At 72.2% G+C, this 23699-nt stretch carries 23 protein-coding genes; 4 read left to right on the forward strand and 19 right to left on the reverse strand.

The window, feature by feature from the left end:
• Positions 1 to 10 precede the first annotated feature (10 nt).
• From Q7L65_RS06800 to Q7L65_RS06820, 5 genes are all read right to left on the reverse strand, one after another.
• A complete protein-coding gene (locus Q7L65_RS06800) occupies positions 11 to 829 on the reverse strand; it encodes an SDR family NAD(P)-dependent oxidoreductase (RefSeq protein WP_304719694.1) in 819 nt (272 codons plus the stop codon).
• Between the two features lie 47 nt (positions 830 to 876).
• Positions 877 to 1605, reverse strand: a complete 729-nt coding sequence (locus Q7L65_RS06805) for an SDR family NAD(P)-dependent oxidoreductase (RefSeq protein WP_304719696.1) — start codon at positions 1603 to 1605, stop codon at positions 877 to 879.
• A complete protein-coding gene (locus tag Q7L65_RS06810) occupies positions 1605 to 3779 on the reverse strand; it encodes a hydantoinase B/oxoprolinase family protein (RefSeq protein ID WP_304719698.1) in 2175 nt (724 codons plus the stop codon). Before Q7L65_RS06810 ends, Q7L65_RS06805 begins: the two co-directional genes overlap by 1 nt.
• A complete protein-coding gene (locus Q7L65_RS06815) occupies positions 3779 to 5887 on the reverse strand; it encodes a hydantoinase/oxoprolinase family protein (RefSeq protein ID WP_304719700.1) in 2109 nt (702 codons plus the stop codon). The genes Q7L65_RS06810 and Q7L65_RS06815 overlap by 1 nt, the downstream gene beginning before the upstream one ends.
• 198 nt (positions 5888 to 6085) lie before the next feature.
• Positions 6086 to 8056, reverse strand: a complete 1971-nt coding sequence (locus Q7L65_RS06820) for a GAF domain-containing protein (protein ID WP_304719702.1) — start codon at positions 8054 to 8056, stop codon at positions 6086 to 6088.
• Between the two features lie 891 nt (positions 8057 to 8947).
• Here Q7L65_RS06820 and Q7L65_RS06825 point away from each other — a divergent pair.
• From Q7L65_RS06825 to Q7L65_RS06835, 3 genes are all read left to right on the forward strand, one after another.
• Positions 8948 to 9145, forward strand: a complete 198-nt coding sequence (locus Q7L65_RS06825) for a type II toxin-antitoxin system VapB family antitoxin (RefSeq protein WP_304719704.1) — start codon at positions 8948 to 8950, stop codon at positions 9143 to 9145.
• Positions 9142 to 9519, forward strand: coding sequence for a type II toxin-antitoxin system VapC family toxin (locus Q7L65_RS06830; RefSeq protein WP_304719705.1), 378 nt, complete (start codon positions 9142 to 9144; stop codon positions 9517 to 9519). The genes Q7L65_RS06825 and Q7L65_RS06830 overlap by 4 nt, the downstream gene beginning before the upstream one ends.
• A 363-nt stretch (positions 9520 to 9882) precedes the next feature.
• Positions 9883 to 10158 (forward strand): hypothetical protein, encoded by a 276-nt coding sequence (locus Q7L65_RS06835; protein WP_304719706.1) that lies wholly within the window; start codon positions 9883 to 9885, stop codon positions 10156 to 10158.
• Between the two features lie 25 nt (positions 10159 to 10183).
• Here the strand turns inward: Q7L65_RS06835 and Q7L65_RS06840 are convergent, their stop codons facing one another.
• From Q7L65_RS06840 to Q7L65_RS06905, 14 genes are read right to left on the reverse strand one after another with little or no spacing between them, the layout of a single operon-like run.
• Complete coding sequence (locus Q7L65_RS06840) at positions 10184 to 11497, reverse strand: cytochrome P450 (protein WP_304719708.1); 1314 nt, start codon at positions 11495 to 11497, stop codon at positions 10184 to 10186.
• Between the two features lie 21 nt (positions 11498 to 11518).
• A complete protein-coding gene (locus Q7L65_RS06845; RefSeq protein WP_304719709.1) occupies positions 11519 to 12199 on the reverse strand; it encodes a GntR family transcriptional regulator in 681 nt (226 codons plus the stop codon).
• The gene (locus Q7L65_RS06850) at positions 12196 to 13290 is read right to left on the reverse strand and encodes an iron-containing alcohol dehydrogenase (RefSeq protein WP_304719710.1); all 1095 of its coding nucleotides are present in this window, start codon (positions 13288 to 13290) and stop codon (positions 12196 to 12198) included. Before Q7L65_RS06850 ends, Q7L65_RS06845 begins: the two co-directional genes overlap by 4 nt.
• Positions 13287 to 13700, reverse strand: coding sequence for a nuclear transport factor 2 family protein (locus Q7L65_RS06855; RefSeq protein WP_304719711.1), 414 nt, complete (start codon positions 13698 to 13700; stop codon positions 13287 to 13289). Before Q7L65_RS06855 ends, Q7L65_RS06850 begins: the two co-directional genes overlap by 4 nt.
• A complete protein-coding gene (locus tag Q7L65_RS06860; protein ID WP_304719713.1) occupies positions 13693 to 14367 on the reverse strand; it encodes a CoA-transferase in 675 nt (224 codons plus the stop codon). Before Q7L65_RS06860 ends, Q7L65_RS06855 begins: the two co-directional genes overlap by 8 nt.
• Positions 14364 to 15029: a 3-oxoacid CoA-transferase subunit A gene (locus Q7L65_RS06865; protein ID WP_304719715.1), complete on the reverse strand. Its 666-nt coding sequence runs from the start codon at positions 15027 to 15029 to the stop codon at positions 14364 to 14366. Before Q7L65_RS06865 ends, Q7L65_RS06860 begins: the two co-directional genes overlap by 4 nt.
• Positions 15026 to 16654, reverse strand: coding sequence for a class I adenylate-forming enzyme family protein (locus Q7L65_RS06870; protein WP_304719716.1), 1629 nt, complete (start codon positions 16652 to 16654; stop codon positions 15026 to 15028). The genes Q7L65_RS06865 and Q7L65_RS06870 overlap by 4 nt, the downstream gene beginning before the upstream one ends.
• A complete protein-coding gene (locus Q7L65_RS06875) occupies positions 16647 to 17069 on the reverse strand; it encodes a Zn-ribbon domain-containing OB-fold protein (RefSeq protein WP_304719718.1) in 423 nt (140 codons plus the stop codon). Before Q7L65_RS06875 ends, Q7L65_RS06870 begins: the two co-directional genes overlap by 8 nt.
• Before the next feature lie 4 nt (positions 17070 to 17073).
• Positions 17074 to 18255 (reverse strand): hypothetical protein, encoded by a 1182-nt coding sequence (locus Q7L65_RS06880; RefSeq protein WP_304719719.1) that lies wholly within the window; start codon positions 18253 to 18255, stop codon positions 17074 to 17076.
• Positions 18256 to 18263: 8 nt separating this feature from the next.
• A complete protein-coding gene (locus Q7L65_RS06885) occupies positions 18264 to 19160 on the reverse strand; it encodes a branched-chain amino acid ABC transporter permease (protein ID WP_304719720.1) in 897 nt (298 codons plus the stop codon).
• A 22-nt stretch (positions 19161 to 19182) separates the two neighbouring features.
• Entirely contained in the window at positions 19183 to 20352 is a 1170-nt protein-coding gene (locus Q7L65_RS06890) for an ABC transporter substrate-binding protein (RefSeq protein WP_304719722.1), read from the reverse strand.
• Positions 20353 to 20392: 40 nt separating this feature from the next.
• Complete coding sequence (locus Q7L65_RS06895; protein WP_304719724.1) at positions 20393 to 21160, reverse strand: ABC transporter ATP-binding protein; 768 nt, start codon at positions 21158 to 21160, stop codon at positions 20393 to 20395.
• Positions 21157 to 21885, reverse strand: coding sequence for an ABC transporter ATP-binding protein (locus tag Q7L65_RS06900; RefSeq protein WP_304719725.1), 729 nt, complete (start codon positions 21883 to 21885; stop codon positions 21157 to 21159). Before Q7L65_RS06900 ends, Q7L65_RS06895 begins: the two co-directional genes overlap by 4 nt.
• A complete protein-coding gene (locus tag Q7L65_RS06905) occupies positions 21866 to 22762 on the reverse strand; it encodes a branched-chain amino acid ABC transporter permease (protein WP_304719726.1) in 897 nt (298 codons plus the stop codon). The genes Q7L65_RS06900 and Q7L65_RS06905 overlap by 20 nt, the downstream gene beginning before the upstream one ends.
• Positions 22763 to 22939: 177 nt before the next feature.
• Here Q7L65_RS06905 and Q7L65_RS06910 point away from each other — a divergent pair, with 177 nt between their 5' ends.
• The gene (locus tag Q7L65_RS06910; protein WP_304719727.1) at positions 22940 to 23668 is read left to right on the forward strand and encodes an SDR family NAD(P)-dependent oxidoreductase; all 729 of its coding nucleotides are present in this window, start codon (positions 22940 to 22942) and stop codon (positions 23666 to 23668) included.
• Positions 23669 to 23699 lie beyond the last annotated feature (31 nt).

Below are 23699 nucleotides of genomic sequence, written 5' to 3' on the forward strand. Positions count from 1 at the left end.
GCTCCTTTCCTCACCGAACGCCGCGCGTGGCGGCGAACTTGGACGTGGCGCCGGGCTTGCCGACCTCGAACCCCTTGCCGGCGAGAAATCCGCCGTCGACCGTGATGGTGGTCCCGTTGACGTACCTGGAGAGGTCGCTCGCGAGGAACAGGATCACGTCGGAGATCTCGCGCGGATCGCCGGCGCGCCCGGCCGGGACCAGCGCTGCCAGCCCGCCGGCGAAGTCCTCGTCGTCGAAGTAGGAGTCGGTCAGCGGCGTGCGAATCAGCCCCGGGCAGATCGCGTTGGCGCGAATACCGAGGTGACCGAGATCGGTCGCGATCGAGCGCGTGAGCCCGATCACGCCGGCCTTCGCGGCCGAGTACGCGGGGCGTCTCGGCACCGCGGCCAGCCCGGCGACCGACGAGATGTTGACGATCGATCCGCCGCCGTTGCGGGCCATCGCGCGCGCGGCCTGCTGCGCGCAGTAGAACGTGCCCGTGAGGTTGACGGCGATCACCCGGTCCCAGTCGGAGCTGTCGATCTCCAGCACGTCGTTGATCTCGCGGATGCCGGCCGAGTTGACGAGCACGTCCGGCGGCCCAAGGACCTCTCCGCCGCGCGCGAACGCCTGCTCCACGCTCTGCGCCGAGGCGACGTCGCACGCGACGAAGCTCGCCTCCGCGCCTCCGGCCTCGATTGCGCTGGCGCTCGCGCGGGCGGCCTCTTCGTCGCGGTCGATCAGCAGGACACGCCCGCCCGCGCCTGCCAGCGCTTGGGCAGCCTGCAGCCCCAGGCCGCTCGCGCCGCCGGTGATATATGCGACTCTGCCGTCCAGCCGTCCGTTCATCGTCTCTCCTGTCCGTCTCGACGGGCCGCGCTGCTCGTGCGCCGTCATCAGACCGCCACGAACCCGCCGTCGACCATCACGTGGGCGCCGTGCATGTAGTTCGATTCATCGCTGGCGAGGTAGAGCACCGCGCTCGCGATCTCGCCCGGTTCGCCTCTGCGCCGCGCCGGCATCGCGCGCGCGAACTCGTCCTGAGCCGCGGCGATGCCCGCGGTCATCGGGGTCGCCACCGGCCCCGGCGCGACCGCGTTGACGTTGATCCCGTGCGGACCCAGCTCCGCCGCCCACGTCTGCGTCAACGATGCGACGGCGGCCTTCGACGCGCTGTAGACACCGATGCCCGGCACGCCGACGCATGCGGCCATCGTCGTGATGCTCACGATCTTCCCCTGCCCCTGCCGCATCATCGACGGCGCGACGAGCCCGGTCAGGAAGTACGGGCCCTTGACGTTGACGTCGAAGTTGCGCGCGAAGACCTCCTCGTCGGGCTCAATCAGCGGCCCGACGGCGAACGCGCCGGCGTTGTTGACGAGGATGTCGATCGCGCCGAGCCGTTCCAGCGTCCGCTCCACCACGTCCGGCAGGCTCGCGACGTCGGCGATGTCGGCCCGAAGGAAGGTCGCGGCGCCGTCGTGACGGGCCGCGACGGCCGTGCCGCGCTCGGCGTCGCGGGCGACGAGCACCACACTGGCGCCTTCGGCCACGAACCGCTCGACGATCGCCTCGCCGATGCCCGACGAACCGCCAGTCACGAGCGCGCGCTTGCCTGCGAGCATCATGACGGTCCGCTCGGCTCAGGCGACTCGCGCGTGACGACGACCGCCGCGTCGAGCAGCGTCGCGCACTCCGGGCAGCTGTACTCGATGACCTCGACCGTGCCCGCGCGCGCCGGCGCCAGCCACCCGCCGTTGCGCTCGACGTACTCGCGTGCGTCGACCGTCTCCGCGAGCGCGTCGCTGCGCCAGCCGGCACCCGCCACGAGCGCCCGGCAGTGGTCGCAGCCGGCGAGCCGCGCCGAGCCGAGGCCGTAGCCGGGCGCGTCCTCGCGGGGCGTGCCGGTCGCGCGACGCGCGCGGATCTCCGAGCGCAGGCGCTCGGTCCCGGCCGCGTCGACCTGCCCGCGCTCGAGCGCCACACCGTAGATCTCACGCGCCGCGCGCTCCGAGACGAGCCCGCGGGCGACGTCGTCGCGGACCAGCTGCGGCGGGCGCGTCGTGCAGTCGCCGAGGCCCGATCCGCCGCCCAGCGTGCGGTAGACGACATCGCGCTCGGAGAGCGGGACATTCGAGATCTTGAAGCCGGGCGGTTGCGCAGCCGCGCCGTCGACGCGGGCGACCTCGCGCAGCGCGTCGTAGTCGCCGACGGTCGCCCCGTCACGCAGCTTCTGGCCGACGTCCACTCCGCGCCAGATCTCGTAGGCGTGCCCGCCGGCCGGCATTCCGCCGAACGCGCCGCTGCGGGGGATCTCTGCGCCCTGACCGAACAGGGTCCCCGTCGCGCGCTCCGCGCCCCACAGCGCCCACGCCTCCTCCGCCCCGACGCCGCCGCGGAAGCGGCCGGGACCGCCGGAGTCCTGCCACGGGCGCCGGAACAGGAACAGGATCGGGTTGAGGTACTCGTACCACTCGACGTCCGGGATGTGGTTGTCGGGCTGGCACAGGTCGCCGGCCGTGTGCAGGCCGTCGCAGACGCTCTGCGCGCCGCCGCCCGTCATGCCGCCGTCGAGATTGAAGAACAGGAACGGGGCGCCGTCGCCGTCCTGCCCGAACCAGTTCTCGGTCATCCACGTGTTGTGGAAGAGGCCGCTGACACGCTCGCGCAGCGCGGGGTCCTCCGCGCGCTCGAGCGCCAGCGTCAGCGCCTGTCCGACGGCCGGCTGCACGCCGTGCATCCCGGTGTCGAGGTGTCCGCCCGACACGCCGGCCGGCGGCACCGGGCTGACGAGCGAGCCGCTCGGCAACACGACCGAGAGCGGCCGGATCAAGCCGTGGTTGATCGGCAGATCCCACGCCAGCTGGTGCATCAGCGGCGTCAGCAGGAAGCCCCAGACCGCGCCGGGCCCGCCGTTGCTGAGGCCGAGCGCCTGCGGGTCGGTCCCGGTGAAGTCGAACGTCAGCCGATCGCCGGCGACGGTCATCACCAGCGCGATGCGGTAGTAGCGCTCCACGACGCCGTCGTGCTCCAACCACGCCTCCGACTCGTAGTCGCCGTCGGGCAGGCTCGCGATGCGGCGGCGCAGCACCTCCTCCGTCGACGCCATGCTCCAGTCGAAGACGTCGCGAATGCGATCCTCTCCGTGTCTCGCGGCCAGCTGGCCGACACGGTCCTCGCAGACGTTGCACGCGGCGAGCAGCCCGCGCACGTCGTTCATCAGCAGGTCGGGCATGCGCACGTTGTCGCGCAGGATCGCCTCCACCTGCGCAACCGTCCTGCCTTCCTCGACGAACTTCACCAGGCTCATCCGGAACCCCTCCTGATAGAGGTCGGTGATGCCGGGCGAGAAGCCGCCGAAGCCCCAGCCGCCGTAGTCGGGCAGATGCGCCTCCGCCCACGCCCACGCGAGCAGCTCGCCGCCGGGCGAGAAGATCGGCGCGATCACACCGGTGTCGTTGAGATGCGCGCTGCCGAGATACGCGTCGTTGACGATGAAGCGGTCGCCGGGTCTGATCGTCTCGACCGGGTGGCGCTCCAGCAGCGCCGCGACGCACTCCTTCGCCGCCCCGAGATGGAGCGTGATGTAGACGGCGAACGAGACGACCTCGCCCTGCGCGTCGAGCAGACAGACCGAGAAGTCGTTCGCCTCCGTGATCGCGGGCGAGCCGGACGCCTTGCGCATCGTCGCGGCCATCTCCTCGACGACCGCGAGCACCTGGTGGCGGACGATCTCGGCCTCGACCGGATCCAGCGCGGTCGCGCCCGTCGTGCGGCTGTCTCCGACTTCGATGGCCATCAGGCGCCTCCTCCGTTGCGAGCGGCCGCCACGGACGGCGCCGCGACCAGGTCAAGGATCAGATTGCGGTACACGTCAACGTGCAGCCGCGTGTCCGGCGGGACGTACGCGGTCGTGTCCTCGCCGACGATCAGGGCTGGGCCGTCGAGCCGCATGCCGGGCTCCAGCGCCGCCCAGTCGAACAGCGGCACCTCGCCGATCTCGTCGCGGCCGAGCACGTACATCTCGCGTCGCTGCAGCAGCGCGGAGGAGGCGTCGGCGTCGCCCTCCGGCAGCGCTCTGAGCGTCGGCTTGTCGATCGCGCCGCTGACCTTGACGCGCGTGTTGACCATCTGGATCGGCACGCCCGTCCAGGCCGTTCCCGGCCCGTGCAGCTCCTCGTAGTAGGCCGAGAACCGCTCCGCGATCGCCTCCGTCGCCGTCGCGTCGATCGTCTCGAACGGCAGCTCCATGTGCAGCTCCGAGTGCTGCCCGAGGAAGCTGAAGTCGCCGGAGCGTTCGACGTGCACGTCGCCGCTGAAGCCCTCCTTCTGCAGCGCCGCGCGTCCCTGCGCCTCCAGCTCCGCGAAGGACCGCTCGACGGCAGCCGGGTCGCCCGGCAGGATCCACGGGCGCGTGACCGTGAGCTCGACCTGACGATCGACTGTCAGCAGGCCGAAGGCGGAGAACTGCGCCGCGGACTCCGGGATGACGGCGCGCGCGACGCCGACGTCCTGCGCGATCAGCGGGCAGAGGATCGAGCCCAGCCCGCCGTAGACGAACATCGCGAACTCGCGCGGGTCGTAGCCCTTCTCGACGGTGCTCAACGCCAGCTGACCGGCGCACTGCGTCAGCGCGATGCGGATCACGTCGGCCGCGCGCTGCGTGACGGTGCCGCCGATCGCGTCGCACAGTCTGCGCGCGATCACCTCCTCCGCGCGCTCACGGTCGATCGTCACGCGGCCGCCGAGATAGCGGTCGGGCTGGATCAGGCCGAGCGCGACCAAGGCATCGGTGACGGTCGGCTGCTCGCCGCCGCGGCGATAGCACGCCGGGCCCGGCTCGGAGCCCGCACTGCGCGGGCCGACGTTGAGCGCGCCGCGCGCGTCGATCCACGCGATCGAGCCGCCGCCCGTGCCGATCGAGTCGACGCCCATCGCCGACATCGCGGTCGCGAACGGGCCGATCGAGATGCGGTGCACGACCGGCGCCTTCAGGTTCGGCAGCGTCGCGACGTCGAAGCTGGTGCCGCCGACGTCGGCGCAGACGATGTTGTCGATCCCCAGCGTCTGACCGAAGAAGCGCGCGCCCATCACGCCCGCCGCCGGCCCCGAGCCGATCAGGTTCACCGGTCGCTCGCGCGCCTCGCCCACGCCGGTGAAACCGCCTCGCGCGTTCATCACCAGCAGGTCCGCATCGAGCCTGGCAGCGCTCGTACGGCTCGAGATCGTGTCGAGGTACGTCCGTGTGCGCGGCCCGACGTAGCTGTTGAGGACCGTCGGGACGAAGCGCTCATACTCGCGCACAACCGGCATCAGTTCGGCGGAGAGCGTCGTCTGGACCGCCAGGCCCATCTCCTCCACCAGCTGCCGCACGCGCTGCTCGTGCGCGGGATTGAGGAACGACCACAGGAAGCAGACGGCGATCTCGGTGACGCCGTGGTTGTCGGCGAGGTCGGTGATCGCGGCCCGGACCTCGTCCTCGTCCAGCGGCACGACGACCGCTCCGGCGCGGTCCAGCCGCTCCGCGACGCCGCGGACGCGCTGCATCGGGACCAGCTCCGGGAGCGGCAGCTGGCGGTGCAGGTCGAGCGTCTTGCCGCGCGGCATCCGCGCGATGAAGAGCGTGTACTCAAAGCCTCTCGTCGTGAGCAGTCCGACGTTGGCGCCATGCAGCTCTGCGACGACGTTGGTGGCGACGGTCGTGCCGTTGACGAAGTGCGTCACGTCCGCGAGCACCTGCGGCAGCTCGCGGCCCATCCGTTGCGCGATGTGCTCGGCCGAAGCCAGGATCCCCTGTGAGTAGTCCTCGTGGGTCGTCAGCGCCTTGCCGCGCCAGATCGTGCCACCGTCGTCCACCAAGATCGCATCGGTGTGCGTACCGCCGATGTCGACGCCAAGTCGTGTCAACGTCTTTCTCCTCTGTCTCTCGCGGCCTGACCACGGAAGCGGTCAGTTCGACGCTGGCCGACCGCGGGGGGGCGAGCGGCTCATCTCCTGCGACGACACTACGGCGAGGGACTCACGCCGCTCTAGAGAGATTCCCCACGATGTCGCCGCGGGCCGTTGGAAGTTATCTCCAACGTCGCGCCGCTCCGGGCGCCTCGCTCAGCGTTCGTCCGCCAGCTTCTCGATCACGTCGCTGAGCTTGATCGCCAACTGCAGCTCGAGCTGCTGCTCCGGGGCGCGCCACTCCGGCAGCAGCGCGTCGACTCGTCCCAGCCGCGCGTACAGCGTGTTGATGTGAACCTGCAACGCCGCTGCGGTTCTCGCCAGATGTCCCTGGTGCTCGAAGTACGCCCGTAGCGTGATCACGAGCGCGCCGCCGCGATGTTCGTCATGGCTCACCAGCGGCTCCAGCGTGCGCTGCACGAAGGCGCGCACGTCCTGAGCCTGCGCATGGCGCAGCAGCAGGCCGAAGAAGCCGAGCTGCTGAGCGGTCGTCACGGCCCCGGAGCGTCCCAGCGCCGTCAGCAGCCGCTGGGCGTCGCGCGCCTCCGTGAAGACCCCCGCCAGCGCCGCGCACCCGACGGCCGGCCCCGCGGCCGTGACCGTCGGCGGGCAGCTCGCGTCGCCGAGCTCCTCGGCGACCAGCCGCGCCGCATCCTCGGCATCGACGCGCGGCAGCAGCACAGCGGTGGCGCCGTCGATCTCAGTCGCCAGTCCATCCAGCCGTGCGGCGAGGCGACGAGCACGCAACGCCATCCAACGACTTCCTTCCTGCGCCGGGACCGCGACGACGATGCTGTGCGGCTGTTCGAGGTCGATGCCCAGCAGCGGAGCCTGCCGGCGCAGCGCGCCATCGTCGCCGCCTCCCGTGCGCAGCAGCTGCTCCAGGAACTCGCCTCGCACGCGCTCCTCCGCCTCGTTGAGCACACGGGCGTTCAGCAGCAGCACGGCAACGACCATCGCGGCGCGCTCGAGCAGCCGCTGGGCGCCGTGCGCCGCCTCGGCCGAGCTCAGCACGAGGAAGCCGGGGGTGTCGGCACGCGGCGGCAACGGCACGATCACACGGCTGACGCAGCGGCCGTCGATCTGCAGCACCACCGTGCGCATGTCGGCTTCGGCCTCCGCGAACGCGGCCGTCAGCCCCGCCGCCAGCGCCGGCTCCGGCAGCGAACCGCGTTCGGCGATCGCCAGGTCGACGTCGTCCTGCGGCTCGCCGGCCCCGCTCAGCACGCGCCGCTCGGCGTCGACGGCGAGCAGCCGGCCGCCAAGCACGTCGACGACCGCCGCCATCACCTCGCCGAGCTCCGCCCCGTCGAGCACCAGCGTCGTGAGCCGCTCATGCAGCAGGACCGATCGCTCGATCAGCTCGCTGTGCGTCCGCACCAACTCGTTGGCGGCGTGCAGCTCCGCCAACGCCCGCTGCGAGTCCTCGAACAGCCGCGCGTTCTCGATCGCGACGGCAGCATGGTCGGCCAGAGACTGCAGCAACACGATCTCGTCGTGGTCGAAGCGACGCTGCGAGCGCTCCCCCGCGAGCACGACCCCGAGGATCTCCTCGCCGCGCCTGAGCGGAACGCCGACGATCGCACGCAGCCCGGCTCTCCTGACCCAGTCGTCCCCCTCGTCGAAATGGTGGAGGTGATGGTCGCTGACGTAGTCGAGCGTCCACTGCGGACGGCCCGTCTTCGTCACCAAGCCGCCGAGCCCGGCGCCGCTGACCAGACGCAGGCCGGGTCCCGACGCGGTCTGGTCCGTCGCGCGGATGTAGCTGTCGCCGTGCTCGGGATCGGCGAGGTTGATCCAGGCGGCATCTGTTCTCAGCAGCGACCGCGCCCGCCGGCAGATCGCCAACAGCACCGCGTCCGTCGCGCGCAGCGCCGAGATGTCCCCGGCGGTCTCGAACAGGGCCTGCAGCTCCTGCTCGTGTCGTCGCCGCCGCTCGATCACCTCATGCACGCGCAACGCCCACGGCAGTTGGCGCCGCAACGCGGTCGACGCCTGCTCGCTCAGCCCCGCCGCACGCGCCGAGGCGACCGCCTCCTGGAAGGCGGCGACGGGCGCTCCTTCCGCCAACAGCCGCAGAAAGAGGACCGTCGACTCCATCTCTACGCGGTCGGAGGTCACCGTCATGGTTGCCACCGCCCCCGACGGCGACGGCTGTGGCAGCGGCAGTATGTCGGCCTGGCGCAGCAACGGGCCGCGACGTCAACCGGGCGCCCCGTGGGGTCGTCACCCATCAGTCTCCTCTCTCCTCGGCAGGCGAGATGCTGCGGCAGTCTCCCGCACCCAGTCCGCGACCTCAAGGGCGGCGGGGCTCAGCCGCGAACGCCGGCTCGGCGGGACGGCACGCGCGCCGTCACCGGCAAGTGCTGAGCGCGAGCCGGGGGGCGCCGGTCATGCATCAGTGGAGCGAGGCTGAGTCGCAGTGTCGTCCGCGCGCTGACATCCGACCCGCCAGCCAGCTGTAATTCAACCGTGACGTTGTGGCGGACGGAGCGGGCGAGCGCGGTGCGACCGCGTCTGTTCGGCGCGACGGCCACCATCGCCCGTCTGCCATGGGCGATGCGGTAAGCGCGACGGCCGAGTGTCGTGCGGCCCCTTCAAGATCCGAACCGTTCCACGACAGGTGGCGCTGCCCTCACAACTCACCGCAACTGGGATCCGCCCGCGCCGCAGCCGCAGAGATCTCGACGTCACCACGGGGCCGGGACCGGCGCCCGCGCCCCATGACGGGTGACCACCTCTGACCAGCCTGCGCGCTCTGCCGCCCGCCGTCGAGACGACATGGATGAAGCCATCGCCGCCGGCGTAAGCGAGCCGCCGGCCGTCGGGCGAGAAGGCCGGATCGCCGCCGCCGTCCGCCAACCGGCGAACGAGCGCACCGGTCGTCGCGTCGTGCAACTCGATGGTCGACCGCGCCGCGGACGACGAGATCTCGGCCCGCCCCGTCGGCAACCGCTGAGAGACGCACCACATCTGCCATCATTCGATGCTCATACTGATGCATCAGCGGGAGGCCCCATGCGCACGACACTTGCTCTGGACGACGATCTGCTCGCCGAAGCGCAGCGCCTGACCGGCACGACCGAGAAGACCGCGCTCGTGCGACAGGCGCTCGGCGCGCTGATCGAGCGCGAGAGCGCGCGACGCCTCGCCCGGCTCGGCGGCAGCGAGCCCGAGCTGCGGGCGATCCCCCGGCGTCAGAGCGCGTCGCGGTGATCCTCGTCGACACCTCGATCTGGATCGACCACCTCCGTGCCGGCAACGCCACGCTGACCGATCTGCTGAACCGCAGCGCCGTGCTCGCGCACCCGTGCGTCACCGGCGAGCTTGCGCTGGGGAACCTGCGCAGCCGCGACGAGGTGATCGGGCTCCTGCGCGACCTTCCTCAGGCGATCGTCGCCGAGCACGACGAGGTCCTGCGGCTGATCGCCGACGAGACGCTCCACGGCCATGGCATCGGCTACGTCGACGCTCAACTGCTCGCCGCCAGCCGCCTCAGCCCCGACGCCACGCTCTGGACAAGAGACAAGCGCCTGGCCGCCGTCGCCACCCGCCTCAGAGTCCGCTTCCAGCCACCCGCCACACCCTGACCGCAGACATCCAGCCCCAGCCACCCGCGCGATCGGGCCACCAACCCCGACCTCGTGGCCCAAACCCTCGAGAAGCCGCCCGAAACCGCCGACATCCAGCCTCGACGCCCGCCCTGCGGGATCGCCCGCCACCGCTGCAAACAAGCTGCCAGAACACCACACACTCCTGGTACCTGAAAATCGTGGTGTCCCCAGTTCGGATCTGGGAGTCGCCATTGTTCGAAATCCCTGCATATTGCAGGGTTTTCTTTTTCCAGAGCGCGGTCGAGCAGAGCGCTTGGCGGCGACCCTGCTCGCGGGCGCCGCCGCAGTCATCTCTGGCGTGCTCGCGACCGGGCTGATCGAGCGCATCAACGGCGCGGCGTGCGGCAACGAGATCCGTTCTGCACGACACCGACCCAGCAGTTCGCCCGGGCGGTGCTGGCGACCGTCTGCGGCCTCTGCGTGCTGGGCCTGGCGGTCTCGATGCGGGCTGTCTGGACGGCGCCCGCACTCCGCCACCGGGCGTACGGATTCGTGCTGCTGGTGTTCGTCTTCGCGGTGGTGCTGCTCGTCGTCGACCCTGCCCATCGGGTCGGCTGGCACAGCCGAGCCCGACTCAACTCAGCCCGCGGCGGCATCCCGCGGCCGAACGCCTGAGCGGGCGATCGGGCCGACGCGACGGCTACGCGGCGCTGCCCGGCGCGAACTGGGTCGGGTCGACGGCGCGGTAGGCGCCTGGGCCGCGGTCGGGGCCGAGGCGGACGGGGAGGCGGACGAGGCGGCGCAGGACCGCGTTGCTGGTGAAGGCGTGGGTGTCGTCGACCAGCTGCATGTCGGGGAAGCGGGCGGTCAGCAGCGACAGCGCGACGACGCCCTCGAGCCGGGCGAGCGAGGCTCCGAGGCAGAAGCGGGTGCCGAAGCCGAAGCCGAGGTGGCGGCCGGTGCGCGCGACGTCGAGCGCCTCGGGGTCCTCGAAGACCGCGGGGTCGCGGTTGGCCGCCGCGACGATGCCGAGCACGACGTGGCCGGCGGGGACCGGGACGCCGGCGATCTCGTGGTCCTTCGCCGCCACGCGCGTGATCCACTGCACGGGCGAGACGAAGCGCAGCAGCTCCTCGATCGCGCCCGGCATCCGCCCGGGCTCGCGGCACAGCCGTTCCCACTGCTCGCGGTGCGTCAGCAGCTGCAGCGTGCCGGTGCCGATCAGGTTGGCCGTCGTCTCGTGGCCGGCGAACAGCAGCAGGATGAACATCGCCTTGAGCTCTTCGGTCGTCAGGCCGCCCTGCTCGTCGGCGGCCAGCAGCGCGGCGATCAGGTCGTCCTCCTCGCGGCGACCGCGGTGGCCGGCGATGATCTCGTCGACGTAGACGCCGAACTCGCGGATCGCTCTGACGGCCGCCGACAGCGTCGTGACGCTGTCGCGGTCGAGGTGCTCGCCGATCGCGGCCGACCAGTCGCGGATCAGCAGACGGTCCTCGCCCGGGCAGCCGAGCATGTCGACGATCACCATCAGCGGCAGGTCGAACGCGAACGTCGTGAGGTCGACGACCTCCTCGCCCGCGAAGCTCGCGATCAGGCCGTCGGCGTAGCGCTCGACCGCCGCCTGCATCTGCGCGACGCGGCGCGGCGTGAACGCGCGGTGCGAGATCCGCCGCAGGCGCGCGTGGACGTCGAGATCGGCGCGCTGCATCCAGAGGTTGACGAACGCGTAGTACTCCTCGACGGCGGCCTGGTCGGCGGGCGAGAGCGATGCGACGAACTCGGTCAGGTGCGCGCTGCGGTCATAGCGCTTGGTGTAGCGGTCCGACGTGTCCTGCAGCAGCCTGTGGACGTCGTCGTAGCGGGTCAGGAAGACGAAGCGGCCGTGCGGGTGCACCGGGTCCTCGCGCCGCATCCGCTCGAACAGGCTGTAGGGATCCGCCAGCGCCGCCGGCTCGGAGGCCAGCAGAGCCGCGATCGCGTCATCGAGGCGCGCCTGCGCCTGGGAAGCCGTCATGGTCTCTCCTTCTCGGTTGTGTCAGCTGCGGCCGTCGGCGCGCCAGGCCGCGATCGCGTTCTGGACGTGCTCGCGCGAGAGGCGCTCCGCACGCGCGGGATCGCGCGCTCTGATCGCCTTGCAGATCTCGAGGTGCTCGCCGGCCGACGCGATCGTGCGCTCGCGGTTGCGGTTGAGCTGCGCGAACAGCAGGCGGGCAGTGATCTGCACGATCGGCTCGAACGTCATCAGCGTCTCGTTGCCCGCGACGCGCAGCACGCTGAGGTGGAACTCGGCGTGCACTTCGAGATAGCGCTTGGGATGGAACGGGCGCGATGCCGACCTGACCGCCTCCGCCAGATCCTCCAGCCCGGCGATCTGCTCGTCGGTCGCGCGCTCGGCCGCGAGCCGCGCGGCGAATCCGTCGACCATCGAGCGCGCCTCGTACATGTCGGCCGCGCGCTCGCGCGTCAGCGAGACGACGCTCAGCGAGCCGTTCGCCGCGCCGCTGGTGACGAAGCCGCGCGACTTCAGCACGCGCAGCGCCTCCCGCAGCGGCGTGCGGCTGACGCCCAGCTCGGCCGACAGCTGCTCCTGGCCCAGTGGCGTCCCCGCCGCGATCTCGCCGCTGAGGATCTGCTCGGTGATCTGCTCGACGATCTGCTCGACCAGCCGCGAGCGCGAGACCGTCTCCAGCCTGGGGCGCTGACCGGTCGAGCTCACCACGTCTCCCCGAGCAGCGTCGTCAGCTGTGCGTCCGTGAGCGCGAGATCGCCCTGGCTGTTGGCATGGCCCTGCACCTGGCGGACGACACTACCCATGTCGGACGCGGCGAGCCCCACCTCGCGCAGGCTGCTCGGCAGGCCCCACCGGTCGCGCAGCCGGGCGACCGTCGCATGGGGCGGCTCGGGCGCCGCGTCGTCGCCGCGAAAAGGGGCGACGAGAGCTTCCTGGGCGTCCTCGGTGCGCGGTGCGAGCGCGCGCATCGCGGCCGGCAGCACGACGCCGTTGATCTCTCCGTGCGACGCACCGGTGAGCCCGCCGACGGCGTGGCAGATCGCATGGTGCAGGCCGATGCGGCCGCTCGCCAGTGCGAGCCCGCCGCACATCCCGGCGGCCATCAGGCGGTCGCGCGCCGCGTCGGCGTCGCCGGCCGCGCAGGCCTCCAGCCCGCCGCCGATCTGGCGCGTTCCGGCGTGCGCGATCGCGCGCACCGGACCGTCCGGCGCGTCGTTCCAGCCGCACTCCAGCAGGTGCGCGAGACAGTTCATCAGGCTCGCCGCGCCCGCGCGCGCGGGCAGGTCGTCCGTCAGCGCGGGGTCGTAGACGACGGCGCGCGGCAGCGCGCGCGCATCGCGGCGCACGGCCTTCGTTCGCTCGCGCGTGACGCCGTAGAGCATCGTCAGCTCGCTGCCGGAGTAGGTCGTCGCGACCGCGACCAGCTCGGCGCCACGCGCGGCCGCGACGGCCTTGCCGATCCCGATCGCCGAGCCGCCGCCGATCGCGACGACCGCGCGGGCTCCGGCGAGCGCCTCGCTCGCACGCGCGATCAGCTCGTCGGTCGCGTGCGGCTGGATGTCGGCGAACACGATCGCGTCACCGAGGTCGAGGCCCGCCGCGCGCGCGCCGGCGAGCCGCCCGGCGCTCGCGACGAGCCCGACCGGCCGCGCGAGACGATCGAAGACGCCGGCCTCGCCGAGCGACCCGCGGCCGAAGCGGACCGCAGGACCGCCGGCGTCGAGCGTGACGGCGAACCGCGGCGCCGCGTCGTCGCGGCCGAGCGCGGCGAGCGCATGGTCGATCGCGGCGCTCATCTCGCGGCTCCCTCGCGCACCAGCCGCCATGTGCTGCCGAGTCGCACGCGCAGCCAGGCGACGCCCGCGTCGGTCGCGGCGAAGTCGTAGCGGCCGGTGATCAGTCTGCCCTCCGTTTCGCCGCCGAGCACGATCAGCGCGTCGCACGCCGTGCGCCGCACGCCGTCGTCGCCGGCCCAGCTCGCGAGCCGGGTCAGCACGTGCTTGGCCTCGACCGACGGGTCGGCGCGCACCGCGTAGTACCCGGCGATCGCGTCTCGGCCCACCTGCTCGGAGCCGTCGGGCGCATGCAAGACGCCCTCTGGCGCGAACGCCGAGGCGATCCGCTCGGCGTCGCGCGCGTCGAGCGCCAGCACGAAGCGGGTGACCGGGTCGGCCGCGGCCCAGAGGTCGGCGGGGATCTCAGGCACCGACGCGCCTCTCGTCCTCGGGCGGCACGGCCAGCTCGGCAGCGGCTGAGCTGACGGGCGCGGCGGTCGCGTCGCGGACCGCGTCCACGTCCACGCCGGGCGCCAGCTCCTCGACGACGAACCCGTCGCCGGCGGGCGTGAGCACCGCGAGGTCGGTGTAGATCCGCTTCACGACGCGGCGAGCGGTCAGTGGGTAGGTGCACTCGCGCACCAGGCGCGGCGTGCCGTCGCGGGTCATGTGACGCATCATGACCCAGACGGCCCGTGCCCCGACCGCCAGGTCCATCGCACCGCCGACCGAGGGGATCGCGGCCGGGTCGCCGGTGCTCCAGTTGGCGAGGTCGCCACCAGCCGACACCTGGAACGCGCCCATCACCGAGACGTCGACGTAGCCGGCGCGGATCATCGCGAACGACGTCGCGTGGTCGAAGAACGACCCGCCGGGAGCGAGGCCGATCGGCTCCTTGCTCGCGTTGATCAGGTCCACGTCGGGCTCGTGGCCGTCCAGCGGCGCCATGCCGAGGACGCCGTTCTCGCTGTGGCAGATCGCATGTCCGAGGTAGGGTCCGAGCGCCGTCGGCAGGCCGATCCCGAGGTTGACGCACGCGCCCGCGGGGATGTCGCGCGCGAGCCGGCGCGCGAGCGCGTCGACCGTCAGGCCGCTCATCCGCCGACCTCGACAACACGGTCGACGAAGACCCCGGGCGTGACGACGACCTCGGGATCGATCGGCTCGCCAGCCATCTCGCGGACCTGGACGATCGTGGTGCTCGCGGCCGCCGCCATGATCGGCCCGAAGTTGCGCCCCGCCTTCGAGTAGACGAGGTTCCCGTACGCGTCGGCGCGCGCCGCGCTGATCAGCGCGAAGTCCGCCCGCAGCGAGGACTCCAGCACGCACGGCCCGCCGTCGAACATCCGCTCCTCCTTGCCCTCCGCCAGCGTCGTGCCCGCACCGGTCGGGGTGAAGAACGCGGGCACGCCGGAGCCGCCCGCGCGGATCCGCTCGCTGAGCGTGCCCTGCGGCACCAGCTCCAGCTCGATCTCGCCGGCGCGGTAGCGCTGCTCGAACGCGACGCTGCCGACCGAGCGCGGGAACGAGCAGATGATCCTGCGCACGCGGGCGCTGGCGATCAGCTCCTCCAGCGGGTCGTCGCCCGCGCCGGCGTTGTTGGAGATCACCGTCAGCTCACGGGCGCCCTGGTCCAGCAGCGCGTCGAGCAGCACTGCGGGCAGGCCCGCCAGGCCGAAGCCGCCGACCATCACGGTCGCGCCGTCGAAGACGTCGGCGACGGCGCTGTCGGCGTCAGTGCGCAGCACGGCGGGACTCATGCCCGCTCCAGGCTCAGGTCGCCGGCAGCGAGCATCCGCTCGGCGCTCTGGGTCAGCTCGATCCGCTGGACCTTGCCGCTGCCCGTCGTCGGGATCTCTCCGATCCCGACGACGACGTAGTCGCGCGGGACCTTGAAGTCCGCGAGCCGCTCGCGCGCGTGGCCGTCGAGCCCGGCGCGCGTCGGGCGCGCTCCGGCGCGCGGGACGACGAACGCGACCGGCACCTGGTCCAGGCGCGTGTGGGAAGCGCCGACGACGACGGCGAGCTGGACGTCCGGGTGGGTCATCAGCACATCCTCGACCTCGGCGATCGCGACGTTCTCGCCGCCGACCTTGAGCATCTCCTTCAGCCGCCCGGAGTAGGTCAGGAAGCCGTCGGCGTCGAACGAGCCGAGGTCGCCGGAGCGCAGCCAGCCGTCGGCGGTGAACATCGCGCGCGTCGCCTCGGGGTCGCGCCAGTAGCCCTCCATCGCGGCGCCGCGGATCTGGATCTCACCGGTCGCGCCGGTGCTCAGCGCCCCCCCGCTCGACGGGTCGGCGATGCGGTACTCGATCCCCTCGTAGCCGCGGCCGACCGTGCGCAGCCGCTTGGCCAGCGGGTCCTTCGGGCTCGACAGCGTGAGGTTGCCGTAGGCCTCGCTCAGCCCCCACTTCGAGACGACGCCCTCGACGCCCATCTGCTCGTGGATGCGCCCCAGCAGCTCGACCGAGCCGGTGCTGTTGGCGACCCGCAGGCTCGCCACGCGCGCGGGCGAGAACGCCGGGTGCGTGAGCTCGGCGACGAACATCGCGTCGATGCCGTGGTGGTAGGTGCAGCGCTCGCGCTCGATCAGGTCGAGCGCGGCGCCGGCCTCGAAGCGCTCCTGCGAGACGAGCGTCGCGCCGGTCACCAGCATGCTCGTCACGCCCCAGACGAAGCCGCCGGCGTGGAAGAACGGCATCGGCGAGAACCAGCGGTCCTCGTGCGTGATGCCCAGGCGCGCGGTGTGCAGCAGCGCGTTGCGGATCAGCCCCTGCTGGGTGAGCATGCAGCCCTTCGGCCGCGAGGTCGACCCGGAGGTGAAGAGAATCATGCCGAGGTCTTCTGGCGCCGCGCCACCGCCGTCGCCGGCACCGCCGGCAGGCCCGGCGCCGGGCGCCGCCTCGCGCAGCCGCTCGCGGTCGAGCGCGACAGCGCGTCCCGCCCACCCGCGCTCGGCCAGCTGGGCGGGCAGGCCAGCGAGGTCGCGCCGCGCGACCTGCGTGGCGTGGAAGAGGTGGCTCGCCTCGCTCGCCATCAGCGCGTGCGCGAAGCCGTCGGCGCGGTCGCGGGCGTTGAGCGGCACGGCGACCGCGCCCGACGCCATCGTCGCGAGCACGGCCGCGAGCCACTCCGACGAGTTCGTGCCGAGCACGCCGACGCGGTCGCCCGCGACGACGCCGGCGCGCGCGAGCCGAACCTGCGCCTCCTCGACGCGCGCCGCGAGCTGCGCGAACGTCAGCCTCTCCTCGCCGAGCACGAGCGCGGTGCGGTCGCCGTGGCGCGTCGCCGCGTCGTGGACGAGGTCTCCGTAGGTCAGCTGCGGCGGCTGCGCGCCGGAGCCGAGCGGATTGGTCGCGGCCTGCGGGGGAACCGCCTCAGGCACCGCCGTCACCGTCCCCGTGACCGGCGCGGACGAACAGCGGCACCGTGCGGCCGTCCCAGCTCGTGCCGAACTGGACGCGAACGGGATCGCCGATCGCGAGTCCGCCCGGCTCGACGCCGAGGATGTTGGTCATCATCCGCACGCCGCCCTCCGCGAGCTCGACGACGGCGACGACATAGGGCGCCGGCATCTGCGAGCCCAGCGGCCGGTGGACCTCGGTGAACGAGTAGATCGTCGCCTCGCCGCTGACCTGCTGCCAGCCCCACTCCTCGGAGTGGCAGTGCGGGCAGAGCACCGTCGGGTAGAAGAACAGCCTGCCGCAGGCGTCGCAGCGCGGCACGATCAGCTCGCCGCGCTCGCAGGCGTCGAAGAACGGCGTGGAGATCTCGGCGAGGTTGCTGCGTGGAAAGGGCATGACGTCAGTCTCGCGAGAGCAGCAGGGAGCAGTGCGAGGTGAAGACGCCGGCCTGGCCGTGCACGAAGGCGACGTGCGGGTCGGCGACCTGGTGCGCCGCCGACTCGCCGCGCAGCTGGCGGACCGCCTCGACGATGTGCAGCAGCTGGCCGGGCGTGCCGGGATGCGAGCAGGACAAGTTGCCTCCATGCGGGTTGACGGGAAGCTGGCCGTCGGGACCGATGCCGCCGGACTCCAGCAGCGCGCTCAGCTCGCCGGGCTCGACGAAGCCGGTGCCGACGAGGTTGGCCAGCACGCAGATCGTCGTCGGGTCGCCGAGGAACGCGACGTCGACGTCGGAGCGCTGCATGCCGGCCATCGCGAACGCCTCGTCGGCGCTTTGGCGGGCCATCCCGAGCAGGTAGTCGGTGTAGTCGGGCAGGTCGTGGATGAAGTAGTAGGAGAAGCAGCTCGCCGCGCCCTCGACCCAGACGGGCGGCTTGCCCGCCGCCTCCGCGTCCTCGGGGCGGGAGACGAGCACGGCGGCCGCGCCGTCGGAGATCGGCGCGCAGTCGAACAGGTGCAGCGGCGAGGTCACCATCCGCGAGGCGAGCACGTCCTCGACCGTGATCGGGTCGCGGAACTGCGCGTCGGGGTTGCGCGCGCCGAACGCCCGCGCCGAGACCGCCGCCTGCGCGAGGTCGCGCTCGGTCCAGCCGTACTGCTCCATCATCCGCCGCGCGACGAGCGCGTAGAGCGAGATGATCAGCGGCCCGTACGGCACCTCGAACTCGGGGTGGTGGTGCTCGATGTACTTCAGCAGCATCGCCTCGTGGTCGATCCCCGTCGCGATGTTGTCGCCGAAGACGACCAGCACGTTGTCGCACTGGCCGGTCGCGATCAGCGACGTCGCCGTGCGCACCGCGCTGGCCGACGACGCGCCGCCCGTCTTCGTGACGTCCGTGAATCGCTTCTTCGGCATCCCGAGGTGCTCGGCGACGAGCGCCTGGTAGCGCATGTGGTCGTCGGCGCGCGAGCCGAAGACCAGCAGCCCGTCGACGTCGTGCATGCCCATTCCGGCGTCGGCGACGGCCGCCTTGGCGGCCTCCGCGTTGAGGTCCATCGCGGACTTGCCGGGGGTGCGTCCGAGCTTGGTCTGGGCGGCGCCGGTGATCGCGGCGCGGCGCTTGAGCGTGCGTTCGGTCATGGGTCCTTCTAGTAGGGGCGGATCGCTTGGCGCGTGGGGACGAGCCCCTCGGGCCGGAGGAGCAGCAGCAGGAACAGCAGGCCGAAGACGACGGCCTCCTGGGTGCCGGGCCACGGCGTCAGGTTCGCGACGATCGCCTGCGCGAGGCCGAAGAAGATCGACGCCAGCGCCGCCCCGAGCATGCTGCCCATGCCGCCCGCGACGACCGCCGCGAACGGGACGAGCAGGTAGACCGCGCCCGACTCGACGCTGACGGAGCGCCCGGCGAGCACGATCAGGACGGTCGCCACGCCGGTCAGCAGGCCGCTGACCACCCAGCTGAAGAGGATCACGCGGCCGGTCCGCACGCCGAGCGTCCGCGCCAGCTCCTCGTTGACCGCGACCGCGCGACAGAGCTTGCCGATGCCCGTGCGCTTGAGCGCCAGGCCCCAGCCGCACGCGAGCACGACCGCGACGCCGAAGAGGATCGCCGCCTGCTCGGTGACCTGCACGCCGTTGACGTTCCATACGTGGTCGATGCGCAGGAACGTGGCCGGCAGCGCCTTGATGTCGGAGTGCGTCGCCTCCGCCAGCAGCGCGGTGATGATGATCGCGACGCCGAGCGTCGCGGCGAACGCGCCGATCTCGTCCTCGCCGTGGCTGCGCCGCCGCTGCGGCCGCAGCACGACAGCGTCGAGCAGCACGTAGAGCACGACCGGCACGACGAGCGCGACGACGAGGAACAGCAGCGTGCCGCCGGCGTCGGCCGCCACGACCGCCAGCACGCCGCTGACGGAGAAGACGGCTCCGACGGTCACGTTGAGCACCCGCGAGGTCGCGAGCACCGTCGACAACGCCACGGACATCAGCAGGATCGGTCCCGCCAGTCCGAGGCCGATGATGATCTGGTTGATCCACTCGGTCATCGCGTCAGAGCCTCGCTTCCCGTCAGCCCTGGCGTCTGACGAGCACGTCAGCGCCGTCGGGAGTCATCCGCACCACGTAGCCGCCGAGGTCGGCGAAGCCGTCGGACGCGAAGCTGATCTCGTCCTGCATCGCGGCGGGGAACGTCTCCGACGCGAGCGCCTCGTTGACCTTCTCGTGGTCCGTCGACCCGGCTCTCTTGACGGCCTGCGCGTACGCGTGCACCGCATCCCACGCTTGCAGGGCGTAGACGTCCGGCGGCGGATCGGAGGGATACGCTCTCGCGTAGAGGTCGAGGAACTTTCTCGCGTCGGCGTTGGACGCCGCGGCGTTCCAGTAGGTGCCGACGTAGAGGCCGTCGAAGGCGTCGCCCGCGGCCTTGCGCGTCGAGGGCGCGTCGGCCGCCTGCTGCGCGAGGATCGCGCCTCTGAAGCCGCGGCTGCGCAGCGCCGGCAGCATCGCGCCGTCCTGCGGGCCGGTGCCGGCGATCGCGACGACGTCGGGATTCGCGGCGACCGCCTTGGCCACCTGCGTGTCGAAGTTCGTCGTCTCCAGCGACGCGCCCTCGTACACCGGGACCTTCACGCCGGCCGCCTCGAACGTCGATCTGAAAGCCTCGGCCGCCTCGGTCAGCGTCGGCTGCTGGACCCAGAGGATCGCGGCCGTTCTCGGCTTCACCGCGTCGAGCACGGCTCTGGCGCCGAGCTCGCTGACGCGTCTGGTCGGCGGGCCCATCGAGAAGACGTTGTCGGTGCGGTCGGGCAGCTGCGTGACCTGGAAGAAGATCGTCGGCACGCCGTCGGATCCGACGAGCGGCTGGACGGCGTTGCCGGCCTCGGTCAAGTTGAAGCCGAGGATCGCGTCCGCGCCGTCGGACAGCGCGGACTGCGTCTGGCTGACGGCGCTGGCCGGCTTGGACTGCGAGTCCTTGAAGTCGCCGGTCAGCTCGACCCCGAGGTCGGAGCCGTTGACGTCCTCGATCGCGAGCTTGGCCGCGTTCTGCTGCTCGCCGCCGACGAACGCGAGCGCGCCGCTGACGTCGTTGATGACGGCGACCTTGGCCGACAGCGTGCCGTCGCCGCCCGCCGCCTGGGTCTCGGCGCCGGAGTCGTCCGACGAACCGCACGCCATCAGCGTCAGCGTGCATGCCGCCGTCACGGCAAGGCCGGTCACGGCCCTGGGGGTGAACCTCATGGTGCTCTCTCTCCTCCTGCTGCGTGAACTGTGCACAGACCTACGACAACCCCTGTCCGAGGACCGCCGCCCGCACGGGCTCCACCCCGGCGAGGTCGGCGTTCGGGCCCCTCCAGCGGATCTCCCCGCGCACCATCAGGCACGCGTCGCCGCCGACCGCCGTCGCGCAGGCGAGGTTCTGCTCGCTGACGAGCACGGTCTGCCCGCCTTCCGCGAGCGCGCGCAGCGCGGCCGCGAGCGTCGCCGTCGCCTGCGGCGAGAGCCCGAGGCTGGGCTCGTCGACGATCAGCAGCCCGGGCTCCAGCACGAGCGCGCGGGCAACCGCCAGCATGCGGTTCTCGCCGCCGCTCAGCGTGCCCGCGTCCTGCGTGGCGCGACGCTCGAGGATCGGGAAGGCCGCGTAGACCTTCGCGAACGTGTCGCTGGCGATCGGCCGGCGGGTGGCGATCAGCGGGACGGCGAGGTTCTCCTCGACCGTCATCCCGCCGAAGACCTGGGTCCCCTCGGGGACGTAGACGATCCCCGCCGCGATCCGCTTCGTCACGCTCTGGCGCCCGAGCGGCTCGCCGCGCCAGCGGACCTCGCCGCCGCTCACGCGCTCCAGCCCGGCGACCGCGCGCACGAGGCTCGTCTTGCCCGCGCCGTTGGGGCCGACGACGCAGAGCGCGCGCCCGGCCGGCACGTCGAGGCTGACGGAGCGGACCGCCTGCACGCGGCCGTAGGCGACGCAGACGTCGCGCAGCGCCAGGACGGTGCCCGCCCCGTCGGCGGCGGTCGCGTCGTGTCCGGTGGGAGCTGCCTGCGTCATGCCGCCGCCTCCGTCGCCGCGACGCCGAGGTAGGCGGCCTGGACGCGCGCGTCGGCGGTGATCGCCTCCGGCGGTCCGTCCGCGGCCAGCTCGCCGTCGATCAGCACGAGCACGCGGCTGGCGAGCGAGTAGATCACCTGCATGTTGTGCTCGACGATCACGACGAGCGCGTCGGAGGCCAGGCGCGTGACCGCTTCGCCGAGCGCGTGCGCCTCGGCGCCCGTCAGCCCCGCCGCCGGCTCGTCGAGCAGCAGCACCCGCGAGTCGGAGGCGACCGCGGAGGCGACCTGCAGTCGGCGGCGCTCGGCCGCGGTGAGCTGGTCGGGCCAGGCGTCGAGGACGTGGCCGAGGTCGAGCGCCTCGGCGATCTCGGCGCTGCGGGCGCGCAGCTCGGCGCGGCGCCCGCCCGTCATCGCGACGCAGATGTTCTCCCACGCGAGCAGGTCCGGGATCAGTCGCGCGGCCTGGAACGCGCGCGAGACCCCGCGCCGCGCGACGCGGTGCGAGGAGCCCAGCGGCAGCGGGCGGCCGTCGAAGGCGACGCTGCCCGTCGTCGGCTGGACGAGCCCGCAGAGCACGCCCAGCAGCGTCGACTTGCCGGACCCGTTGGGCCCGATCAGCCCGATGATGCCCGGACCCTCCAGCCGCGCGGTCACCGCGCTGAGCGCTTGCACGCCGCCGTAGCGCTTGGAGATGGACTCGATCTCAAGCACGAGCGGCGGCATGCCCACCCTCCCGGTCGATCGAGTCGTCGCCGTTGCGGCGGGCGGTGAGCCGGCCACGCAGGCCGCGTCCGCGGAAGGTGTGCCGCAGCGGGCCGGAGAGGCCGGACGGGACGAGCACGATGACGGCGACCATGATCGCGCCGTTGACGGCCAGGCCCCAGTTGGCGTAGTCCGACATCAGCTGGTTGACGAGGCCGAGCAGGATCCCGGCCAGCAGCGGGCTCGCCCAATGGCCGGCGCTGGCGACGACCGCGACGGCGGCGATCTGGATCGCGAAGTTGAAGCCGAAGATCGTCGGCGTGAGGACGAAGAAGGCGTGCGCGTAGGCGGCGCCGACCGCGCCCGCCGTGGCGGCGCTGAGCGTGAGGCCGATTGCGCGGATGCGGGCGACGTCGATGCCCCGCGCGGCGGCGAGGATCGCGTCGCCGCCGACGGCGTCGACCCGCCGCCCGGTCTGCGAGTGGTCGAGCCAGAACCATCCCGCCGCGCTGATCGCGATGATCAGCAGCAGCAGCCAGCGCGAGTCCCCGTTGGGGATGCCGATCAGTCCGTTGGACCCGCCCGTGATGCCCATGCTGGAGATCACGCCCTGGGTCACGACGAGCACCGCGAGCGTCGCGATCGCCGTATAGAGGCCGGTGATCCGGGCGAGCGGGATCGTCAGCAGCGCACCGATCACGGCGCACATCGCGATCGCCCCGAGCGTGGCCGCCGGGAAGCTCAGGCCCGACTTCATCATCAGCAGCGCGGAGCAGTAGCCGCCGATCGAGGCGAACGCGGCCGGAGCGACCGAGAAGAGCCCGGTCCGCAGCGGCAGGCACATCGCGTACGCCATCGAGACCGTGATCAGCAAGGTTGTCGAGTCAGCGACTGTCATATTTCAATGGATACAGGATCCGGAATGCGCGAGTCAAGGATCCCACGCTTGCCGATGGTCTTCTTGGCGCGATAATCATCGATTTTGCAGGGAGATTATTCCTTCAGGCGATCCGATCACCAAGACAAGAGCCAATGTCGTATCCTGGATCCAACGACCAGAGGAAGGGATGCGGCGATGCAGTCCGGCAGCACTGTCCTGATCACCGGCGCGGCTCGCGGCGTCGGCCGTGAGCTCGTCGCGCAGTGCCTCGCGGGCGGCGCGCGCGTGGTCGCCTTCGACAGCGACGAGGGCGCGCTGCGCGCCCTCCCGGACGCGCTCGAGCTGACGTGCGTCGCGGGCGACGTGTCCGACGCGGACCACGTCGCGCGCGCGGTCGCCGCCGCCGACCAGCGCGTGGACGTGCTGTTCAGCAACGCCGGCGTGATGGACGGCCTCGGGCGCGCCGACGAGACCTCCGTGGAGGACTTCGACCGCCTCCTCGCGGTCAATCTGCGCGGCGCCTTCCTGGTCGCCCGCGCCGTGCTGCCCGGCATGGTCGAGCGCGGCGAGGGCCTGATCGTCACCAGCGCGTCGATCGCCGGCCTGCGCGGCGGGCGCGCCGGCGCCGCCTACACCGCGTCGAAGTACGGGCTCGTCGGGCTCACCCTCAACCTCGCCGCCACCTACGCGGCCGACGGCATCCGCGCCAACGCCGTCTGCCCCGGCCCGATCGCGACCGACATGACGGCCGGCATCGACGTCGCCCCGAGCGCTGTCGCGCGTCGCCTGCGCGACGCCGCCGACCGTCCCGAGGCGCTGCCGGCCGAGGCCGTCGCCGCCGTCGCGATGTTCTTCACGACAACTGCGGCCCGGCACCTCAACGGCGTCGTCCTCCCCGTCGACGGCGGCTGGACGGCATTTTGACCCTGCGCACGATCTCGACCCCGAGGAGCAC

The organism is Conexibacter sp. CPCC 206217, from assembly GCF_030646165.1.
In the GTDB taxonomy this organism is placed as follows: domain Bacteria; phylum Actinomycetota; class Thermoleophilia; order Solirubrobacterales; family Solirubrobacteraceae; genus Conexibacter.

Bases quoted from the DNA above. Each gene is read 5' to 3' on its own strand.
- Q7L65_RS06850 (WP_304719710.1), bottom strand. From the start codon at position 13,290: ATGAGCGCCGCGATCGACCATGCGCTCGCCGCGCTCGGCCGCGACGAC.
- Q7L65_RS06900 (WP_304719725.1), bottom strand. From the start codon at position 21,885: ATGCCGCCGCTCGTGCTTGAGATCGAGTCCATCTCCAAGCGCTACGGC.
- Q7L65_RS06840 (WP_304719708.1), bottom strand. From the start codon at position 11,497: ATGACGGCTTCCCAGGCGCAGGCGCGCCTCGATGACGCGATCGCGGCT.
- Q7L65_RS06885 (WP_304719720.1), bottom strand. From the start codon at position 19,160: ATGACCGAGTGGATCAACCAGATCATCATCGGCCTCGGACTGGCGGGA.
- Q7L65_RS06825 (WP_304719704.1), top strand. From the start codon at position 8,948: ATGCGCACGACACTTGCTCTGGACGACGATCTGCTCGCCGAAGCGCAG.
- Q7L65_RS06905 (WP_304719726.1), bottom strand. From the start codon at position 22,762: ATGACAGTCGCTGACTCGACAACCTTGCTGATCACGGTCTCGATGGCG.
- Q7L65_RS06895 (WP_304719724.1), bottom strand. From the start codon at position 21,160: ATGACGCAGGCAGCTCCCACCGGACACGACGCGACCGCCGCCGACGGG.
- Q7L65_RS06810 (WP_304719698.1), bottom strand. From the start codon at position 3,779: ATGGCCATCGAAGTCGGAGACAGCCGCACGACGGGCGCGACCGCGCTG.
- Q7L65_RS06880 (WP_304719719.1), bottom strand. From the start codon at position 18,255: ATGACCGAACGCACGCTCAAGCGCCGCGCCGCGATCACCGGCGCCGCC.
- Q7L65_RS06805 (WP_304719696.1), bottom strand. From the start codon at position 1,605: ATGCTCGCAGGCAAGCGCGCGCTCGTGACTGGCGGTTCGTCGGGCATC.
- Q7L65_RS06865 (WP_304719715.1), bottom strand. From the start codon at position 15,029: ATGAGTCCCGCCGTGCTGCGCACTGACGCCGACAGCGCCGTCGCCGAC.
- Q7L65_RS06910 (WP_304719727.1), top strand. From the start codon at position 22,940: ATGCAGTCCGGCAGCACTGTCCTGATCACCGGCGCGGCTCGCGGCGTC.
- Q7L65_RS06820 (WP_304719702.1), bottom strand. From the start codon at position 8,056: ATGACGGTGACCTCCGACCGCGTAGAGATGGAGTCGACGGTCCTCTTT.
- Q7L65_RS06800 (WP_304719694.1), bottom strand. From the start codon at position 829: ATGAACGGACGGCTGGACGGCAGAGTCGCATATATCACCGGCGGCGCG.
- Q7L65_RS06890 (WP_304719722.1), bottom strand. From the start codon at position 20,352: ATGAGGTTCACCCCCAGGGCCGTGACCGGCCTTGCCGTGACGGCGGCA.
- Q7L65_RS06860 (WP_304719713.1), bottom strand. From the start codon at position 14,367: ATGAGCGGCCTGACGGTCGACGCGCTCGCGCGCCGGCTCGCGCGCGAC.
- Q7L65_RS06875 (WP_304719718.1), bottom strand. From the start codon at position 17,069: ATGCCCTTTCCACGCAGCAACCTCGCCGAGATCTCCACGCCGTTCTTC.